Consider the following 16,063-nt stretch of genomic DNA (forward strand, 5'->3'; position numbering starts at 1 on the left):
GATGAACGGTGATAAAGAAAGCGCCCTTTCTTTTCATCACTGTCCATCACTGTTCATCACCGGTTGACTCTCTTTTCGAGGCCCGATCGTGGTTTAGGTACGCCACATCTTGCAGACTCTCCATCTTTTGCTTTTTCTGTGAAAGGATCTCCCTGGTCAAGGCATGACCAGGTATCGGGCCATTGTTCCGCCCGCCACCACCCCGGAGGTCTCATGCGCCCCGCCCTGCTCCTCGCCACCCTGCCTGCCCTGCTGGCCGCCCAGGAAACCACCACGACGCTGAGGGATCAGAAGGCGCTGGCGGTAACGATCTACAACGACAACCTGGCCCTCGTGAAGGATTCGCGTGAAGTGCGACTGCCCAAGGGCGAGACGCGCCTGGCCTTCCAGGAGGTCTCGGCCCAGATCCGGCCTGAGACGGCGTTGCTGCGCAATCTCACGGCGCCCAAGGATTTCTGGGTGGCGGAACAGAACTTCGATTTCGACCTGCTCACGCCGCAGAAGCTGTTGGAGAAATACGTCGGCGAGAAGGTGACAGTGGTCCGTAGCGTGCCCAACGCTGACGGCGCCGGGTCGAAGGAGGTGCGCGAGGAGGCCACCGTGCTGGCCACCAACAACGGCACCGTGCTGCAGTTCACCGACCGCATCGAAACGAGCGTCCCCGGCCGCATCGTCTATCCAAAGGTCCCGGGCAACCTGCGCGCCCGGCCCACCCTCGTCATCAGCCTCAACAGCGGCGTCGACAAGCTGCAGCAGCTGGAGCTGAGCTACCTCACGGGCGGCCTCTCCTGGCGCGCGGACTACGTCGCCAACCTGTCTCCGGATGAAAAGACCCTGGACCTCAGCGGCTGGGTGACCCTCACCAACCAGAGCGGCGCCGCCTATCCCAACGCAACACTGCAACTGGTGGCGGGGGACGTGAATCGGGTGCGGGAGCGCCGGCCCGAAGCCATGGCCATGATGGCGGCGGGGATGGCCCGATCCGACAAGGCCGCCCCGAAGATGGCCGAGGAGAGCCTCTTCGAATACCACCTCTACACCCTGGACCGCCCCACCACGTTGGCCGCGAACCAGACCAAGCAGGTGGCCCTGCTGAGCGCCGGCACAGTACCCGTCCGCAAGGAATACCTGCTCCAGGGCCAGAACTACTACTACTCCGGCAGCTACGGCGACCTGGGCGAGAAGCAGAAGGTGGGCGTCTTCGTCGAATTCGATAACAAGGAGTCCAGCCGCCTGGGCATGCCTCTGCCCAAGGGCATCATCCGCGTCTACAAGCGCGACAGCGAGGGTCGCGCCCAGTTCGTCGGCGAGGACAACGTGGACCACACGCCGAAGAACGAGACCGTGCGCCTCAAGCTGGGCGACGCCTTCGACGTGACCGCCAAGCGCAAGCAGACCGACTACAAGAGCCTCGGACGTCAAGGAAAGTTCGGATTCGTGCATGAATCCGCCTTCGAGGTGGAATTGAAGAATGCCAAGAAGGAACCCGTCACCGTGAACCTTCTTGAGCCGATGCCCGGCGACTGGGAGGTGCTGCAGAGCAGCCACCCCTACACCAAGGAGGCCGCCGGCACCGCGCGGTTCAAGGTCACCGTGCCCGCCGAAGGCAGCGCCACATTGACGTACCGCGTGCGGGTGAAGTGGTAACCGACGACTGTTCCGCCAACCCATGTTCTCGGAGTCTTCGTGCGCCACACCTTGGTGATCTCTAGCCTGACGGTCTGCCTCGCGGCACAATCGCCCATTCCCGTGAAGGCGCCCATTCAGCGGGTGCGTCTCCATCCCGACGAGGCCTGGGTCACCCGGATCGGGAAGACCACCCTGCCCGAGGCGGGCACCCATCACCTCCAGCTTTCAGATCTGCCCACGGGGCTTCGCCTGGATGATCTCCAGGTCAGCGCCAAGGGCCCCTCGGGCACCCGTTTGGGCGATGTGGCCGTTCGCGCCGACCCCCGCGAGGTCACCGAAACCCCGGAATGGAAGCGCCTGATGGCCGACCGGGAAGCCCTGCGGAGCAAGCGCGACACGATGGAATCCCAGCTGGAATCCATCCGCCAGGAACAAGCCTTCCTCAAGGGGCTGATGGCCACCCACGACAAGGAATTGTCCGGCCGGATGACCTACACCCTCCCCAGTGCCGCGCCCCTCGTGGAGCTGGCCCGCCAGATGCAGACGCGGCTGTCCGCCCTGATGTTCCAGGATCGCCAGCTCAAGCGGGATCTGGAGAAACTCACCGCCGAAGAAACCCGGCTGAACGGCGAGTTGCAGCAGCGCCAGGGCCAGCAGCGCACGGCTCCCAGCCGCGTGACCGTGGAACTGACCAGCCCGGGGCCCGGCCCCGTGGTGCTGGAAGTCAGCTACCGTCAGCGGCGCGCGCGATGGACACCGGTCTATGAGGCACGGCTCTCCGAGGACCGCAAAACCCTTGGCCTGGCCCTGTACGCCGCCGTGGTGCAGACCACGGGCGAGACCTGGGAGGGGGTGCATCTGGAGATCAGCAACGCCAAGCCGGGTCGCAACCTGACCACGCCCAGCTTCGAAGGGTCCCAGGAGATCTCCTGGGCACCTCCCGTGCCCTTGCCAAAGCAGGATCACAGCCTCGGTGGCGTCCCCGGAGGGGTTCCCAGTGGGATTCCCGGCGGCGTCATCGGCGGTGTGGTGGGCGGTGTGGTCGGTGGCAGCGGCAAGGTCGTTGACTTTTCCACGGAAGCCGTGATGTCGGCGCCACCCCCGCCACCTCCTCCGCCGGTGGCCGCCCTGGAGGCCTCCGCCAGGACCCTCGAGGAGGCCTCGGGCCTCGCCACCACGTTCGTGCTGGATGGCTCCAAGGACATCCCTTCGGATGGGGAGCCCCACCGCTTCAAGGTGCTGACCCAGGACCTCCAGCCGCAGATGAAGATCGTCGCGTTCCCGCGGCTCGATGCGGCGGGCTATCAGGTGGCCCAGTTCCCCGCCCCTGAACGGTTCCCCATCTTCCCCGAGGCGCCCGTGGTCCAGTTTGCGGGGACGCAGCGCCTGGGCCAGGCTCCGATGAAACTCCCGGCCACGGGCCAGCCGTTCCAGCTGGGATTCGGGCCCATGAAGGGCCTTCGGGTCAGCCTCCGGCGTCTCGACCACAAACTGGAAACCATCGGTGCCTTCACCAAGCAGCGCCAGTGGACCCTCAGAGAGGCCCTGGAACTGAGCAACGACACGAATGAATCCCTGGAGGTGGAAGTCCAGGACCGCATGCTCAAATCCACCGTAGACTCGGTGAAAATCTCCTCCCTACCTGAGAGCACCAGTGGCGCGGTGGAGCGGCAACCCGGGGTGCTCACCTGGACCCTCCGGATCCCCAAGGGGCAGACCGCCACGATCACCGAGGCCGTTCAGATCCGCGCCCCCCAAGATGGCGAGGTCGAGGGCCTGGAGGACCTGAACTGATCCATACTTGGCAGATATGCCCCTTCCCGCCCGCTTCCTCGCCCGCCTGCGACGCCTGCCCCTGCGGCTGCGCGGGCGATTGAGCGGGGGCACCGAGGGCCTGCACCCCTCCAAGGTCAAGGGCGCGGGCCTCACCTTCGTCGAGAACCGCCCCTACGTGCCGGGCGATGATCCCCGCTTCATCAACTGGCCTCTGACGGCGCGGACCGGCGAACCGATCATGAAGCGATTCGAAAGCAGCCGCGACCTGGTGCTCTGGCTGGTGGTGGATCCTTCGCCCTCCATGTTCCTCGGTGACCCCGTCTCGCCCCTGCGCTGGGCCCTCGAACTCTGCGGCGCCGCCGTCGCCACGCTGCAGGCCACGGGCGATCGCCTGGGCCTCATCGTCCCCGGTGACGGCCGCACACCGGCCCTGCGCATCGCCCCCAAGCGCGGCCGCATCCATGGCCTGCGAATCCTCGAGACGTTGGTGGAGCGGGGGCCTTCCATCCCCACCGAAGCGGCCTGGCGCGAGGCCCTCGGCCACTGGGGCGAGCACGGCAAGGGACACCGCCTCTGGCTCTTCAGCAATGGCTCGGGGCTGCGAGGCCTGGCGCCTCTCCTGAAGCCGTTGGCGACGCGGCACCGCCTCATCTGGTTCAAGCCCGAGGATTCCGCCGATCAACGCGGAGTGAACTGGCCCGATCCCGGCTTCACGCCCGCCATCGAACAACAGTGTTGGGACCTGGCCGAGGATCCCGTGGTGAAACTGAACGCGTGGTTCCGGGCGGGGGGCGCGTGAAGGGTCTCGCGTCCATTCGGCCATTGGCCCTGATCCTGGCCTCGGCAGGCGCCTTCGCAGCTCCTACCTGGAAAGCCCCGGCTCAGCTGAAGCTCGGGGAACTGCAGGTTCTGGAACTCCGCGAGGAGGATCCCTCCAAGCCCGCGCCGCCGCGGCCCACGGTGGAGGACCGCCTGGGGCCCCTGCGCCTGCGCGCCATGGAGCTGCTGCCGGACGGACGTGGGTGGCGCTTCCAGGTGCAGGCCCTGGAACCGGGTCTGGCCGTGGTTCCGCCCCTGGACCTCGGCAACGAACAGCGCAGTCCGGAGCTGAGAATCGAAGTGCCCCGCGACATCCCCTACGGCGGCCCATGGATGGGCTTCGGTGGCGGCAACGACGACCGGCTGCCCGCCCTCCCCTTCCCCTGGACCTGGGCCAGCCTGCTGCTGTTGCCGCCCCTGGCGCTGATCGCCGCCCTGATCCGCCAATGGCGGAAAGGCTCGACCAAGCGCCGGCTGCGCCATGCGACCCACGCTTTCAGGCACCGGTGGCCCCCCACGAACCGCGAACGCGGCACGCTGGATGCGGCCCACGACCTGGGACGCGATCTGCTTGCGGCGCGCTTCGGCGATGCGGCGCGCGCCTGGGGTCCCGCCGATTTCCAGGCCCGCCACCTCGTGCCCTGGGATCAGTGGGCGAAGAGCCTCGACGCCGCCCGGTTTGGACACACGGAGCCACCCTTCCCCGCGCCCGAACCCCTCGTCGCGGCGCTCGAGGCCAAGGGCAAACAGGGAGGCGCGCGATGATCGCCCTGCGCTATCCCCTGCTGCTGCTCCTGACCGTGCCCCTCGTCGTCTGGGCCTGGCGCGTCATCTACCGCTGGGGCATCCCTTCTTCGCGGCCCTCCAGCGCCCTGGCCCGCCTCAGCTCGCACTGGATTCCGGTGCTGCTGGCCCTGGCCCTGGGCTTCGCGGCAGCCGGCCCCGAATGGCGCAGGCCCCTGCGCGGCACGGCCCCCGTGGTGGATTTCGCCGTGGTGCTGGACGGCAGCAGCAGCATGCGCATCCTCGATCGCCCGGACGAGGACCGCTGGCACGCCGCGCGCCGCACCCTCGCGCAGTTCGTCCTGCGGCGCCCCGACGACCGCTTCGCGCTCATCCTCTTCAGCGCCCATCCCGTGACCCTGAGCCCGCTCACGGCCGATCACACGCGCCTGCTGCGCATGCTGGCGCGGCTGGACATCGACAGCCGCGATGATGGCACGGCCATCGGATCGGCCCTCATGACCGCCGTGCGGCGCCTGGAGGACAGCCCGGCCCGCAGCCGCGTCATCCTGCTCATCACCGACGGCGTCCAGAACCGGGGCCGGGTGACGCCGATGGAGGCCGCCGAAGAGGCCCATCAGAACGGCATTCGCATTCACGCCGTGGCCATCGGCACCAACGGCGAAAGCCTCGTGCCCCTGGAGGGGGGCGGGTTCGCGAAGCTGCGCGTGGAGGTGGATCACGCCACCCTGCAGCAGGTGGCTCACCTCACGGGCGGCGAATCCTTCAGTGCCGAGGATCCCGCGGGCCTGGAGCGCAGCCTGAGCTCCGTGGATCAGCTCGAAAAAACCCTGCTGCCCGTGGATCCCCCCAGCGAGGGGCGCCCCCTGGCGCGCTGGTTCCTGCTGGCGGCGGCCCTCCTGGCCCTGCCCCTGGCGGTGGACCTGGCCTTCAAGCGCGGGAAAGCCCGGCCCGCCTGGTTGGCGGCCTCATGAACCTGCCCTTCTCCCATCCCTGGGCCCTGATCCCAGCCGCGATCCTGGTCCTGTTCATCCTGGTGGCGGCGCTCATCGCCCATCTGCGTCCCGGCCTCGGCGTGCAGGTGGTCGGTCAGAAACCCCTTTGGCAGGGGCTGGGGCTGGCCCTGATGGCCGCGGGCCTGGGCCTGGGCCTGGCGGAGCCGCGCTGGGGCTTTCCGGAGTTTCCCCGCCTCACGGTGCACGTGGTGCTTGACGCCAGCCGCTCCATGACCGTGCCAGACGTCCAGGGCCGCAGCCGCTGGGAAGCCGCCGTGACGAGCCTGGACCGCATCTGGTCGCGCCCCCAGCCCGGCCTTCGCTGGAGCCTGGATCTGATCACCGGCGACGCCATTCCCGTGCAACCGCCGGGCGAGGATCGCACCCTGCTGCGCGAGGCCCTGCACGCCGTCAGCCCCGGCGAAGTGGGGTCGCCCGGAACGAGCCTGGGGCGCGGCCTTCCGCAGGTGGCGGCCCAGGTGGACGCGGACCTTCCCGCCGTGATCCTCCTCCTCAGCGACGGCGAGGAAACCTGGGAGGCCCCCGAAGAGGCCCTGAACCACGCCGTGGCACCGCTCAAGAAGGCCCGGCTCCCCGTGTGCGTGATGGCCTTCGGCGACGGTCAGTCCCACGGCGTTCCGCGCCGATCCGGATCCGCCGACTCCGGCGCCAATTCCGGCAATAGTCCTAGCGCCGAGCCCGCCATGAGCACCGCGCATCCCGAGTTCCTGGCCCGTCTGGCCGAGGCCACCGGCGGCCAGGTCTTCAAGGACGGCGAATCCGCCGCCGAGGGCCTCCAGGCCCTGGCCGCGGGCCGGTTGCCCCTGCCCGCCCGCCGCTCCCTCCAACCCGCCCATCCCGAAGTGGGTGCCTGGCTTGGTCTCGCGGGCCTCGTCCTGTGGCTGCTATGTGCCGGAAAGCCCCTCGCCAAATGGCGGCCGGTCCTGCTGTTGGTGGCGGCTTTGACGTCCTCCTCCCTCTCCGCCCAGCCCGAAACCCATACCGACGTCGCGCGCTGGGCTCCCCCCAGCGTGAAGGCCTGGCTGGCCCAGCGCGCCATAGAAGAGGGCGATCTGCCCGGCGCCCGTCGCTGGCGCCCCGGCGACGCCAAGCCCAGCCACGTGCTGCTGGCCGCCCTCATCGACCTGCGCACGGGCTTTCCTGAGGATACCCTGAAGGCGCTCTCCCCCTTGGTCGGTCAGGGTTCGCCTCGGCCTGTTCCCGCCTGGCGTGCCCCGGCCCTGCTGCTGGCGGCCCGCGCCCACCTGGAAGCCCGCCGCCCCGCGGAGGCTCGGGCCCTGCTGGAGCGCCTGCTGCTGGAACAGCCGGGCCAGCGGGAAGCCATCCACGATCTGCAGACCCTGGTCCAGAACGCCACGCCCCCGCCGCCACCCAATCCGAAGAAGCCCCCCCCGCCGCCTCCGCCGCGCCCGAGCATGGGGGCGCAGCAGGACGAACTGGAGGGCCTCAAGCAGCGACTCCCCAAGCCGCCGAAATCCGCGGGCGGGGTGAAGGATTTGTGAGCCGCTAGGCCCCTAGCGGGTCGCGGTTTCCAGCCAGGCGGCGAATTCGGCGCCACTGCGGAAGGCCCCCACGTTGCGGCGCACTTCCTTCCCGTTCTGATCAAGGATCACCAGGGTGGGGAAGGCGTTCAGCTGGAAGGTCTCAGAAAGCTTGGTGCCTTCGGGCAGGGGCGTGCCATCCCGCTTCTGCACCAGGGACGAGAAGGGCACCACCTTGGCGAGGGCCGCCTGGCCTTCGGGGCTCGGGAACACGTTCTTCTGCAGGAGCTGGCAGGGGCCGCACCATTCGGCCCAGAGGTCCATGAAGATGAGCTTCTTCTCCGCCTTCGCTCGCTTGAGGGCGGACTGGTAGTCGTGTTCCCAGCGGGTGGGTCCCTGGGCGGCCAGGGAGAGAGCCAGGGGCGCGGCGAAAAGAAGGGCTGCGAGACGCTTCATGAGGGAACTCCGAGGGGCGGGCAGGCCGCAACAGGTTGGATGGAACTCGTCCTGCTTCCGTTCCAAGGTCCAGGATACCCGAGGCTAATCCGTAGGATCGGCCCCCCGTAATCCCATGTGATCCGGCGAGTGCCGAACCCCCACCCTTCCAAGGAGGCCGCCCATGCGCGCCATCATGATCCCGCTGGCCTTAGCGGCCAGCCTCAGCCTTCCTCTGGCCGCGCAGACCGCGCGCTTCATCAAGGTCGACGTCGTGTCCAAGACCGTGATGCAGCACCACGCCAAGCATCACGACGTGGATGGCCCCACCGAAGTCCACATCCGCATGCCCATCAGCCTCGCCAAGGGCATCCTGGACATGGCCGGCGACGGCGAGATCAAGGTCAATGGCGAGACCAAGAAGGGCATGAAACCCGAACAGCTCCAGAAGCTGCTGTCCGACGCCAAGCCGGGCGACCTTCTCCTGGAAATCACCACGGACAAGGGCGATCACGTCCGCGTCACCATCGAGTAACCGGGAGCCCGGATCTGTGGTGAGTTCTTCAAGCCCCGCTCCGGCGGGGCTTCTTCGTGTACGCTCGAACCATGGAATCGCTGACCGAACTCCGAGTGCGCTACGCCGAAACCGACGCCATGGGCATCGTCCACCACGCGACGTATCCCGTGTGGATGGAGCTGGGCCGCAGCGACTTCCTGCGGGAACTGGGGCAAAGCTACGCGGAATGGGAGGCCCGGGGCGTGCGGTTGGTGGTCAACGAGATCCGCGTACGCTTCCGCGCCCCGGCGCGCTACGACGAGCTGGTGCAGGTGCGCACCAGCCTCCAGGAAACCGGCCGCCGTCGCGTCATCTTCGGCTACCGGATCGAACGCGACGGCACCCTCCTCGCCGAAGGGGAAAGCGTCCACCTCGTGGCGGGCTCTGACAACCGCGCCCGGGTCCTGCCCGAGGATCTGCTGGCCCTGATCCAGCGCCCTTGAATTCCTAGATCGGAACGCGCGCTTCCAGGCAGGTGGACATCAGCCCGACCAGGGCATCCATCACCCGCCGCCGGCTTTCGCTGAACGCATCGGTCTGGAAACTCTGGAAGCTCACCAGTCCGATGGGCCGCTTGCCGTGGCCGAGGGGCACCCCGTACCAGGAATGGGGGATCAGCCCCGTCGCCTGCTCCGCGGCCGTCAGCAGGCTGCCCGCCGCGTGGCCTTCCTCCATGGTCCGCATGTAGACGGACCGGTGGCCCGAGAGCACCCGCTCCGAAAGCCCCGCGCGATCCGACAGGCGCCGGGAGGGATGGTTCCGGGCCCTTCCCCCCTCGTGGTAGAGCACGAAGCGAAGGAGATCCTCCTCCCAATCCGCCGCGGCCACGAAGAAGCAGGCGAGCCCCAGGGGTTTGAAGCTGATGTCCAACAGGATCTGGGCCAGGTCCTGGATCGCTCCCCCGGGCCGCATGAGCTCCAGGGCGCCCAGCAGCAGGTCCCGATCCTCATCCAGGTGCCGGACCAGCTCCTGGGTGCCTTCCAGCCGGGACTGGACGGCCCTGCATTCGGCCTCGAGCTTCCTTAGGTGTTCATCGCGCGCTTCCAGCGCTTGGTCCTGCTTTCTGGCACGGAACAAACTCATCTGGACACCGGGGCTTTGGATGGAAGGCAAAAAGATGGTTTCCTAGAACCATGAAGATGCGGCGGACCCTATCCCTGTTCAACACCCTGACGCGGCGAGTGGACCCGGTGGTCCCCGTACAGGATGGGCAGATCTCCTTGTACACCTGTGGACCCACTGTCTACAACTACGCGCATATCGGAAACCTGCGGACCTTCCTGTTCCAGGACCTCCTCAAGCGCACCTTCCGCGCCGCCGGCTACGACGTCAAGCACTGCATGAACATCACGGACGTCGAAGACAAGATCATCCGCGATTCCCAGGGCGGCCTGCCCGCCGATGCCTCCAACGAGGCCCGCCATGCGGCCATGAAGGCGCTCACCGACAAATTCACCGCCATCTTCCTCGAGGACCTGGACACGCTGGCCATCCAGCGGGCGGACCACCTGCCCAAGGCCACGGCCTACGTCCCCCAGATGATCCGCCTCGTGCAGGATCTCGAGGCCAAGGGCCTGGCCTACGTGCGCGACGGCAGCGTCTACTACCGCATCGCCGGCCTCCCCCAGTACGGCTGCCTGGCCCACCTGGACCGCGAGGGCATGCAGGCCGGTGCCTCCGTGGACGCGGACGAATACGAGCGCGACTCAGTCACCGATTTCGTGCTGTGGAAGGCCACCAAGCCCGGCGAACCTTCCTGGGACAGTCCCTGGGGCCCCGGCCGGCCCGGCTGGCACATCGAGTGCTCGGCCATGGGCATGGAGCTGCTGGGCGAGCGCGTGGACATCCACAGCGGCGGCGTGGATCTCATCTTCCCCCACCACGAAAATGAGATCGCCCAGAGCGAAGGCTGCCTCGGCCACCGCTGGGTGAACCACTGGGTCCACGGTGAATTCCTCATGGTCGAAGGTCAGAAGATGGCCAAGAGCCTGGGGAACTTCTTCACGCTGCGCGACCTCGTCGACAAGGGCGTGGACCCCACGGCGCTGCGCTACGCCATCCAGAGCAACCACTACCGCAAGGTGCTGAACTTCAGCTTCGAGGGGCTGAGGGCCGCCGAGAATTCGCTCAAGCGCATCCGCGCCTTCCGCACGCGCATGGAAGGTGATGGCCAGGCCGGCGGCGGTCCCTGGGCCGAGGCCATCGATCCCATGGCCCGCCTGGAGGTGGCCCGCGAAACCTTCTGGGCGGCCATGGCCGACGACCTCAACACGCCCGAAGCGCTGGCGGCGATCTTCACCCTCATCAGCGACCTGAACGCGCAGGACGACCACGTGGCGCTCACGCGGGAGGAACGCGACGCTGTGCTGGCCTTCCTCGACGAGACGGATGCCATCTTCGCCGCCTGGCCCCACCTGTCGACGAGCCTGGATGCGGAGGTCGAAGCCCTCATCGAGGCCCGGAAGGCCGCCAAGGCCGCCAGGAACTGGGCCGAGGCCGATCGGGTGCGCGATCAACTGAAGGCCATGGGCATCGTGCTGGAGGACCGCAAGGACGGCAGCGTGGGCTGGCGCAAGGGATGATGCTCTCCGGGGGTTCCGCGCTGCGCGCACACCCCCGGACCCCCGCGTCCGCCTTCGGCAAAGCCGCAGTCGGATTCTCCTCCTGACCTCCAGGAGTTCTCCCTACAGCGCATGCGCTGCGAGGAGCTATGGCCGCGCTGCACGCACACCCCCGGACCCCCAAGCAGAAACCCCGGCCGAGCCGGGGTTTCTGTTCCTATCCTCCGGGGGTCCCGCGCTGCGCGCACACCCCCGGGGCCCCCAAGCAGAAACCCCGGCCGAGCCGGGGTTTCTGCTTTCATTGACATCTTTGATCGCCTTAGCGGCTCAGGCGCTTCAAGGCGATGGTGAGGAATTCCGGGGGGCCGGGCAGCAGGCCCGAATCTGCCACGGCGTTCTGGCCTTCCTTGGTCAGGAGGAAGTGGATCACTTCGTTGATGGGCACCGGCAGGGGCTGTCCGGGGGTCCGGTTGAGGTAGGCGTAGAACAGGCGCGGCATGGGGTACTTGCTGGTGGTGATGTTCTCCTGGTTCGGCATGCGCGCGTCTTCACCGTGGATGGGCACCACGGGAATCACCTTGTTGGCGAAGTACCAGGAGGACATGGATCCGAAGGCTATGCCCGCTTGGTCGGTCATGACGGCTTCGGCCAGGGAGGAGGAATCGTCACGGTCCTGGATGCCGGGGCGGAATTCCCCCTTGAGCATCGCTTTCTCCGCGAAGGTCGCCCGGGTGGTCGTCCCCTCGGCGCGGGCGTAAGCGTTGATGGGCATCTTGGCCCACTCGCCCTTGAGGCCCAGGTCGCCCCAGACGACCAGGGGGGCCTTGGCGCCCGCCAGCCGCGACTTGGAATAGATGGCATCCAGCTGCTCCATGGTGATGGAAGTCAGGGGATTGTTCTTGTTCACGAAGACGATGTTGGCGTCGAGGCAGACCGGGATGCGCATCGGCATGTAGCCGAACTTCGTCTGGAAGGCTTTGTTCTCGTCCGGAGTCAGTTCCCGGGCCGCGAGGATCAGCAGGCTCGAGCCGTCCAGCAGTTCCTTCACCGCATCCTTCGTGAGCTTGGATCGGTAGATCAGGTTGGCTTCCGGATGGCTTTTCCGGAACGCCGCGGACCATTCATCGCCGAGATCGGAAAGCTCGTCGGACCCCGAAAGGTTGATGGCCCCCTTCACCTGGTTCTGGGGCTGGTAGCCCGGGATCACCGAAGGGACCTTCGCGCGGGGCTGAGCCGACTGGGCCTGAAGAACCCCGAGACAGGACACCCCAGCCGCCAGGACCAGGCCAGAGACCAGATGTGCGCGGTTCAAGTTCATGAGGTGCCCTTTCAAAAAATGGATCCCAACCGGGTGCTGGACGGCCCAACATAATTGCCCAGCGGGTCATGATCGGACATTCCCTCCTCGGATGTCCCATCAGCGACCTGGAAAAGTGATCCCTGTCACGGTCGCGACATCGAGTCTCCCGGATCGGCCCTGGCGGGCGAAAGCCCATGGGATCCTGGCCCCAGCCTTCGGTAGACTGCTGCATCACCCGGTGCCTTCCACGCAGAAATTTCAGGATCCCGCCCATGACTCGCGTCCAGCGCCTCGCCGTCCTCGCCTTCAGCCTTGCCTGGGTGTTCCCCTCTCCCGCCCAGGAAGCCAAGGCCCGCACCCTCCCGCCCCACCACGCCAAGGCCGGTGTCCATTGCTACGACTGCCATCAGGAGGAGAAGCCCACCAAGAAGGCTGTCGCGGCGGATTCCTGCATGACCTGCCACGGCGACTACCCCGCCATGAAGGCCCTGACCAAGGATGCGAAACCCAATCCCCACGATTCCCACCTGGGCGAGATCGTGTGCACCGAGTGCCACCGCCAGCATCAGCCGCCCGTCGTGAAGTGCCTGGAATGCCACGAAGGCAAATTCAAATTCAATATCCGCTGAAGCCCGATTAGCCGAAAACCGTCCTAGACACGATCGCCTCGGACACGCGCTCCGGCAGCAGCTCTTCCATGCACTGCCGCCGCTGGCAATCCCGTTCCCGGCAGGGCGAGCAGGAGATCCCCGTGCGCAGGACCCGGCCCGCCTCCGGGGGCAATCCCGCGATCACGGGATCGCTGGCGCCGTAGAGCCCCAGGGCCGGAACCCCCAGCACCACAGCCAGGTGGAGAAGCCCGGTATCCGGAGAGACCACCCGGTCGGCCTGGCGGACGGCCGAGGCCAGCTGCCAGAAGCCCAGCCGCGGGAGGGCCGCGACACCGGTGGCCTCCGGCAACCAACTCCGCAGATCTTCTTCCTCGGGGCCGAGGGACCACCGCAGGTCGCAGCGCTGTTTCAAAAGGCCCGCCAGGGTGATCCAGTGCCGCAGGGGCCAGCGCTTGATGGCACCTCGCCTCGAAGCGCCGGGGACCAGCACCACCCGGGGTTTCGCATCCTGCTGCCAGATCTCGCCGGGATCGGGAAGCGCCACGTCCTTCAGCACGGGCCGGAAGCGCCCGAGCCCCGGGATGCCCCGGCTGCGGCCGAAGGCCTCCGCCAGGCCCAGAGCCTGGTCGTACCGCGTCTGATGGCGGAAGGCCATGGGATGGGTCTGGAGCGATCCTGCGAACTCCTTGGTCACTCCGTCGCCCCAGCGTTCGGGGAGGGCCGCCAGCTTCGGGATGAGGGCCGCCTTGAGGATGCCGTGGAAGTCCAGGCTGGCCTCGGCGCCGCGCACCAGGGCGGCCACCCGCTTGAGTTCGCTGAAGGCCGAAAAGGGCGAGGACAGGCGCTTGCGCCGCACCACCACGGGCTCCAGCCAGGGCAGTGGCTCCAGCAGGAAGGCGTGGCGATCCTCGACCACGGCCCGGAAGCGCGCCTGCGGGAAGGCCTGGCGAAGGTTGGCCCAGGCCGGCATGACCCGGAGGATGTCACCGAGGGCGGAGAGACGGAGCAGAACCAGATCCATCCCTCCATCCTATTCGTTACGCTGGTGGCATGAGCATGAAGCAGAAGCGAATGGCCACTTTGGCGAAGCCGAAGCCCGAAGGGCGCGACACAGAAGGTGCCGCGTGAATTCTTTCGCCAAAGACCAGTCCAAGAACCCGCCGCCGACGAACTGGCTGGACCGCTTGCTCCGCCGGTTTTCGAGGGTGGCCTACGGACTGGCGGTGCTCCTGATGTACACCCTCGCCTCCACGGCCCTCGGGCTGGCCCTGGCCCCGGCCCTTTGGATCTGGTCGGGCCTCCACGGCCTGGCCGCCAGCCTCCACGGACCCTGGCCCTGGATCCTGTCGGGCTTCGCGCTGGCCCTCTCCTTTTTCATCTTCGGGCTGGTGCTGCTGCTGGTGGTGCCCATCTACAACTGGGTGCTGCCCACGCGCGTGAAACCATTCAAGGGCGGCTACTACACCCTGCACGCCCTGCCCTGGTTCCTGCACAACGGCCTCTTCTACCTTGTGCGCTTCACCTTCCTGCCCTTCGTGACCCTCACGCCCTTCGGGGTCTGGTTCCTGAAGGCCATGGGCATGAAGATCGGCCGCCACGCCTTCATCAACACGGAATACATCAGCGATCCACAGCTCATCAGCATCGGGGATGACGCGGCCCTGGGTGGCAGCGTGCGCATCTTCGCCCACTACGGGGGCGGCGGCAACCTGGTCATCGCCCCGGTCACGGTGGGCAACCGGGCCACCCTGGGCCTCGCCTGCTGCGTCATGGGGGACGTCATCATCGGCGATGACGCCACCATTCTCCCGGAAAGCGTGCTGCTGCCGGGGAGCCGGGTGGGGGCGGGGGAGACCTGGGGCGGGGTCCCCGCGCGCCGGATCGAGCGTGAGGAGATGGAACGCATCAAAAACGAAATCCGGGGCATGAGCGAAACTCTGGGGTGACCCCGCCTACGGTCTCGATGCTCACCCTCGCCGGGACCCGACTCCGCTGGCTCCCTCGGAGCCCGCTGCGTCACCCGGCGGGGTTCGCGGGGCGGGGTCCCCGCGCGCCGGATCGAGCGTGAGGAGCTGGAACGCATCAAAAACGAAATCCGGGGCATGAGCGAAACCCTGGGGTGACCCCCAAGGTGGATCGCTCTGGCCGACTTGTGATGCCCAGCCCAGGGGGTAGGGCTAGCCAAGCCCAAAGGATCCCGGGACAATGGGGGTTCTTCTCTGGGGACCTCTCCCTTCTCACCATTGGTTGAAACGATGCGCACACCGGCCTTCCTTTCATGCATCCTCCTGCCCGCGGCCCTGATGGCCCAGGCCCCCTCCCTGGGCGACCGGGTGAAAGCCGAACGGCCCGTGGTCGAGAAGCTGATGGCGGACCTGAACTACCCCGAGGCCCGCAAGCATGCCGAGGCCCTGCTTCCCGCCACCCGCCCCGTCTTCGACAAGAAGGACAACACCACCCTCGTTCAGAGCGTGGCCGCCAACCTGGACATGGCCGAGGCCCTTCGCCTCGCCGCCGAGGCCGCCGATTCCGCGGGCGCCTGGGAAAAGGCCCTGGAATACGCCAAGACCGCCAAGTCTCTCGCGGGAGAGTGCTACGAGGGTGTGAAGGTGCCCTTCGAGCAGACGGTCGCCTGGTACAAGCAGTCCGGTACGCGGGCCAAGCAGGTGCTGGATGAGAATGCGGACCGTATCAAGGAATTGAAGGGCAAGAGCGTCCTCGATCCCGGTGAGCGTCAGGAACTGGATCTGGCCCTTGGCGTCGAAAAGGAAATCGTCGATAGCGCCAAGTGGGTGAAGTTCTTCCAGACCTACCTGGATGTCACCAAGCGCGAGAGTGAAGCCTACGATCCCCTCGTCAAGGTGATGGAGGACAAGATCAAGGGCGAGGCCGACCAGGTGGCGGAATACAAGGCCGGCAAGGGCGAAGTCAGCAAGTGGGTCGAAGCGGTCGTTTCCAGCCCCGCCTATCTGGAAGCCCAGGGCGACAAGGCCGGCCGGGCCCGCTGGCTCTACCGCCTCGCAACCCTGGACCCCGAGAACAAGAAGGTTCAGCACCAGTTGGATATCTTGAATGGCAAGGCGGTCGCCGCTCCCCCAGCCAAACCCGGCAAGAAGGGAAAGCAAGCCTAATCCT

The 16,063-nt window shown here is 67.2% G+C and carries 16 protein-coding genes; 12 read left to right on the plus strand and 4 right to left on the minus strand.

Translation table 11 applies throughout. The features are described 5' to 3' along the window. The first annotated feature begins 213 nt into the window (after window positions 1-213). Genes QSJ34_RS12885 through QSJ34_RS12910 form a run of 6 tightly spaced genes read left to right on the plus strand, consistent with a single transcriptional unit; the run spans window position 214 to window position 7,486 of the window. Window positions 214-1,647: a DUF4139 domain-containing protein gene (locus tag QSJ34_RS12885; RefSeq protein WP_285575856.1), complete on the plus strand. Its 1,434-nt coding sequence runs from the start codon at window positions 214-216 to the stop codon at window positions 1,645-1,647. Between the two features lie 39 nt (window positions 1,648-1,686). Continuing rightward, window positions 1,687-3,423 (plus strand): mucoidy inhibitor MuiA family protein, encoded by a 1,737-nt coding sequence (locus QSJ34_RS12890; RefSeq protein WP_285575859.1) that lies wholly within the window; start codon window positions 1,687-1,689, stop codon window positions 3,421-3,423. Window positions 3,424-3,439: 16 nt separating this feature from the next. After that, a complete protein-coding gene (locus QSJ34_RS12895; RefSeq protein WP_285575861.1) occupies window positions 3,440-4,204 on the plus strand; it encodes a DUF58 domain-containing protein in 765 nt (254 codons plus the stop codon). Further along, window positions 4,201-4,989 carry a hypothetical protein gene (locus QSJ34_RS12900; protein ID WP_285575863.1) on the plus strand — a complete coding sequence of 263 codons (789 nt, stop codon included), beginning with the start codon at window positions 4,201-4,203 and terminating at the stop codon, window positions 4,987-4,989. Before QSJ34_RS12895 ends, QSJ34_RS12900 begins: the two co-directional genes overlap by 4 nt. Beyond that, complete coding sequence (locus QSJ34_RS12905; RefSeq protein WP_285575865.1) at window positions 4,986-5,942, plus strand: VWA domain-containing protein; 957 nt, start codon at window positions 4,986-4,988, stop codon at window positions 5,940-5,942. Before QSJ34_RS12900 ends, QSJ34_RS12905 begins: the two co-directional genes overlap by 4 nt. After that, on the plus strand, window positions 5,939-7,486 hold the full coding sequence (locus QSJ34_RS12910) for a vWA domain-containing protein (protein WP_285575868.1): 1,548 nt from the start codon (window positions 5,939-5,941) through the stop codon (window positions 7,484-7,486). Before QSJ34_RS12905 ends, QSJ34_RS12910 begins: the two co-directional genes overlap by 4 nt. 12 nt (window positions 7,487-7,498) lie before the next feature. Here QSJ34_RS12910 and QSJ34_RS12915 read toward each other — a convergent pair whose 3' ends face one another. After that, complete coding sequence (locus QSJ34_RS12915; RefSeq protein ID WP_285575870.1) at window positions 7,499-7,921, minus strand: thioredoxin family protein; 423 nt, start codon at window positions 7,919-7,921, stop codon at window positions 7,499-7,501. A gap of 163 nt (window positions 7,922-8,084) precedes the next feature. Between QSJ34_RS12915 and QSJ34_RS12920 the strand changes: the two genes are divergently transcribed. Together QSJ34_RS12920 and QSJ34_RS12925 are read left to right on the plus strand one after the other, a co-directional pair. Next, window positions 8,085-8,435, plus strand: a complete 351-nt coding sequence (locus QSJ34_RS12920) for a hypothetical protein (RefSeq protein ID WP_285575871.1) — start codon at window positions 8,085-8,087, stop codon at window positions 8,433-8,435. Window positions 8,436-8,491: 56 nt separating this feature from the next. Then, window positions 8,492-8,899: an acyl-CoA thioesterase gene (locus tag QSJ34_RS12925; protein WP_285575873.1), complete on the plus strand. Its 408-nt coding sequence runs from the start codon at window positions 8,492-8,494 to the stop codon at window positions 8,897-8,899. A 4-nt stretch (window positions 8,900-8,903) separates the two neighbouring features. Here the strand turns inward: QSJ34_RS12925 and QSJ34_RS12930 are convergent, their stop codons facing one another. Further along, window positions 8,904-9,539: a GAF domain-containing protein gene (locus QSJ34_RS12930; protein ID WP_285575874.1), complete on the minus strand. Its 636-nt coding sequence runs from the start codon at window positions 9,537-9,539 to the stop codon at window positions 8,904-8,906. Window positions 9,540-9,589: 50 nt separating this feature from the next. Between QSJ34_RS12930 and cysS the strand changes: the two genes are divergently transcribed. After that, window positions 9,590-11,038 carry a cysteine--tRNA ligase gene (gene cysS / locus QSJ34_RS12935; protein WP_285575876.1) on the plus strand — a complete coding sequence of 483 codons (1,449 nt, stop codon included), beginning with the start codon at window positions 9,590-9,592 and terminating at the stop codon, window positions 11,036-11,038. A 298-nt stretch (window positions 11,039-11,336) separates the two neighbouring features. Here the strand turns inward: cysS and QSJ34_RS12940 are convergent, their stop codons facing one another. Further along, window positions 11,337-12,335 carry a PstS family phosphate ABC transporter substrate-binding protein gene (locus tag QSJ34_RS12940; protein ID WP_285575878.1) on the minus strand — a complete coding sequence of 333 codons (999 nt, stop codon included), beginning with the start codon at window positions 12,333-12,335 and terminating at the stop codon, window positions 11,337-11,339. Between the two features lie 254 nt (window positions 12,336-12,589). Between QSJ34_RS12940 and QSJ34_RS12945 the strand changes: the two genes are divergently transcribed. Then, a complete protein-coding gene (locus QSJ34_RS12945) occupies window positions 12,590-12,946 on the plus strand; it encodes a cytochrome c3 family protein (protein WP_285575880.1) in 357 nt (118 codons plus the stop codon). A 7-nt stretch (window positions 12,947-12,953) separates the two neighbouring features. Here the strand turns inward: QSJ34_RS12945 and QSJ34_RS12950 are convergent, their stop codons facing one another. Next, window positions 12,954-13,949, minus strand: coding sequence for a glycosyltransferase family 9 protein (locus QSJ34_RS12950; protein WP_285575884.1), 996 nt, complete (start codon window positions 13,947-13,949; stop codon window positions 12,954-12,956). 103 nt (window positions 13,950-14,052) lie between these two features. On the opposite strand from QSJ34_RS12950, the gene QSJ34_RS12955 reads away from it, so the two are divergent. Further along, the gene (locus QSJ34_RS12955; protein WP_285575886.1) at window positions 14,053-14,874 is read left to right on the plus strand and encodes a hypothetical protein; all 822 of its coding nucleotides are present in this window, start codon (window positions 14,053-14,055) and stop codon (window positions 14,872-14,874) included. 309 nt (window positions 14,875-15,183) lie between these two features. Continuing rightward, the gene (locus tag QSJ34_RS12960) at window positions 15,184-16,059 is read left to right on the plus strand and encodes a hypothetical protein (protein ID WP_285575888.1); all 876 of its coding nucleotides are present in this window, start codon (window positions 15,184-15,186) and stop codon (window positions 16,057-16,059) included. Window positions 16,060-16,063: the final 4 nt, after the last annotated feature.

Origin of the sequence: Geothrix limicola (genome assembly GCF_030268085.1) — a bacterium.
GTDB lineage: Bacteria > Acidobacteriota > Holophagae > Holophagales > Holophagaceae > Geothrix > Geothrix limicola.

Coding starts and splice junctions, on each gene's coding strand:
- QSJ34_RS12885 (WP_285575856.1), top strand. CDS start 214: ATGCGCCCCGCCCTGCTCCTCGCCACCCTGCCTGCCCTGCTGGCCGCC.
- QSJ34_RS12895 (WP_285575861.1), top strand. CDS start 3,440: ATGCCCCTTCCCGCCCGCTTCCTCGCCCGCCTGCGACGCCTGCCCCTG.
- QSJ34_RS12905 (WP_285575865.1), top strand. CDS start 4,986: ATGATCGCCCTGCGCTATCCCCTGCTGCTGCTCCTGACCGTGCCCCTC.
- QSJ34_RS12910 (WP_285575868.1), top strand. CDS start 5,939: ATGAACCTGCCCTTCTCCCATCCCTGGGCCCTGATCCCAGCCGCGATC.
- QSJ34_RS12915 (WP_285575870.1), bottom strand. CDS start 7,921: ATGAAGCGTCTCGCAGCCCTTCTTTTCGCCGCGCCCCTGGCTCTCTCC.
- QSJ34_RS12920 (WP_285575871.1), top strand. CDS start 8,085: ATGCGCGCCATCATGATCCCGCTGGCCTTAGCGGCCAGCCTCAGCCTT.
- QSJ34_RS12930 (WP_285575874.1), bottom strand. CDS start 9,539: ATGAGTTTGTTCCGTGCCAGAAAGCAGGACCAAGCGCTGGAAGCGCGC.
- cysS (WP_285575876.1), top strand. CDS start 9,590: ATGAAGATGCGGCGGACCCTATCCCTGTTCAACACCCTGACGCGGCGA.
- QSJ34_RS12940 (WP_285575878.1), bottom strand. CDS start 12,335: ATGAACTTGAACCGCGCACATCTGGTCTCTGGCCTGGTCCTGGCGGCT.
- QSJ34_RS12945 (WP_285575880.1), top strand. CDS start 12,590: ATGACTCGCGTCCAGCGCCTCGCCGTCCTCGCCTTCAGCCTTGCCTGG.
- QSJ34_RS12950 (WP_285575884.1), bottom strand. CDS start 13,949: ATGGATCTGGTTCTGCTCCGTCTCTCCGCCCTCGGTGACATCCTCCGG.
- QSJ34_RS12960 (WP_285575888.1), top strand. CDS start 15,184: ATGCGCACACCGGCCTTCCTTTCATGCATCCTCCTGCCCGCGGCCCTG.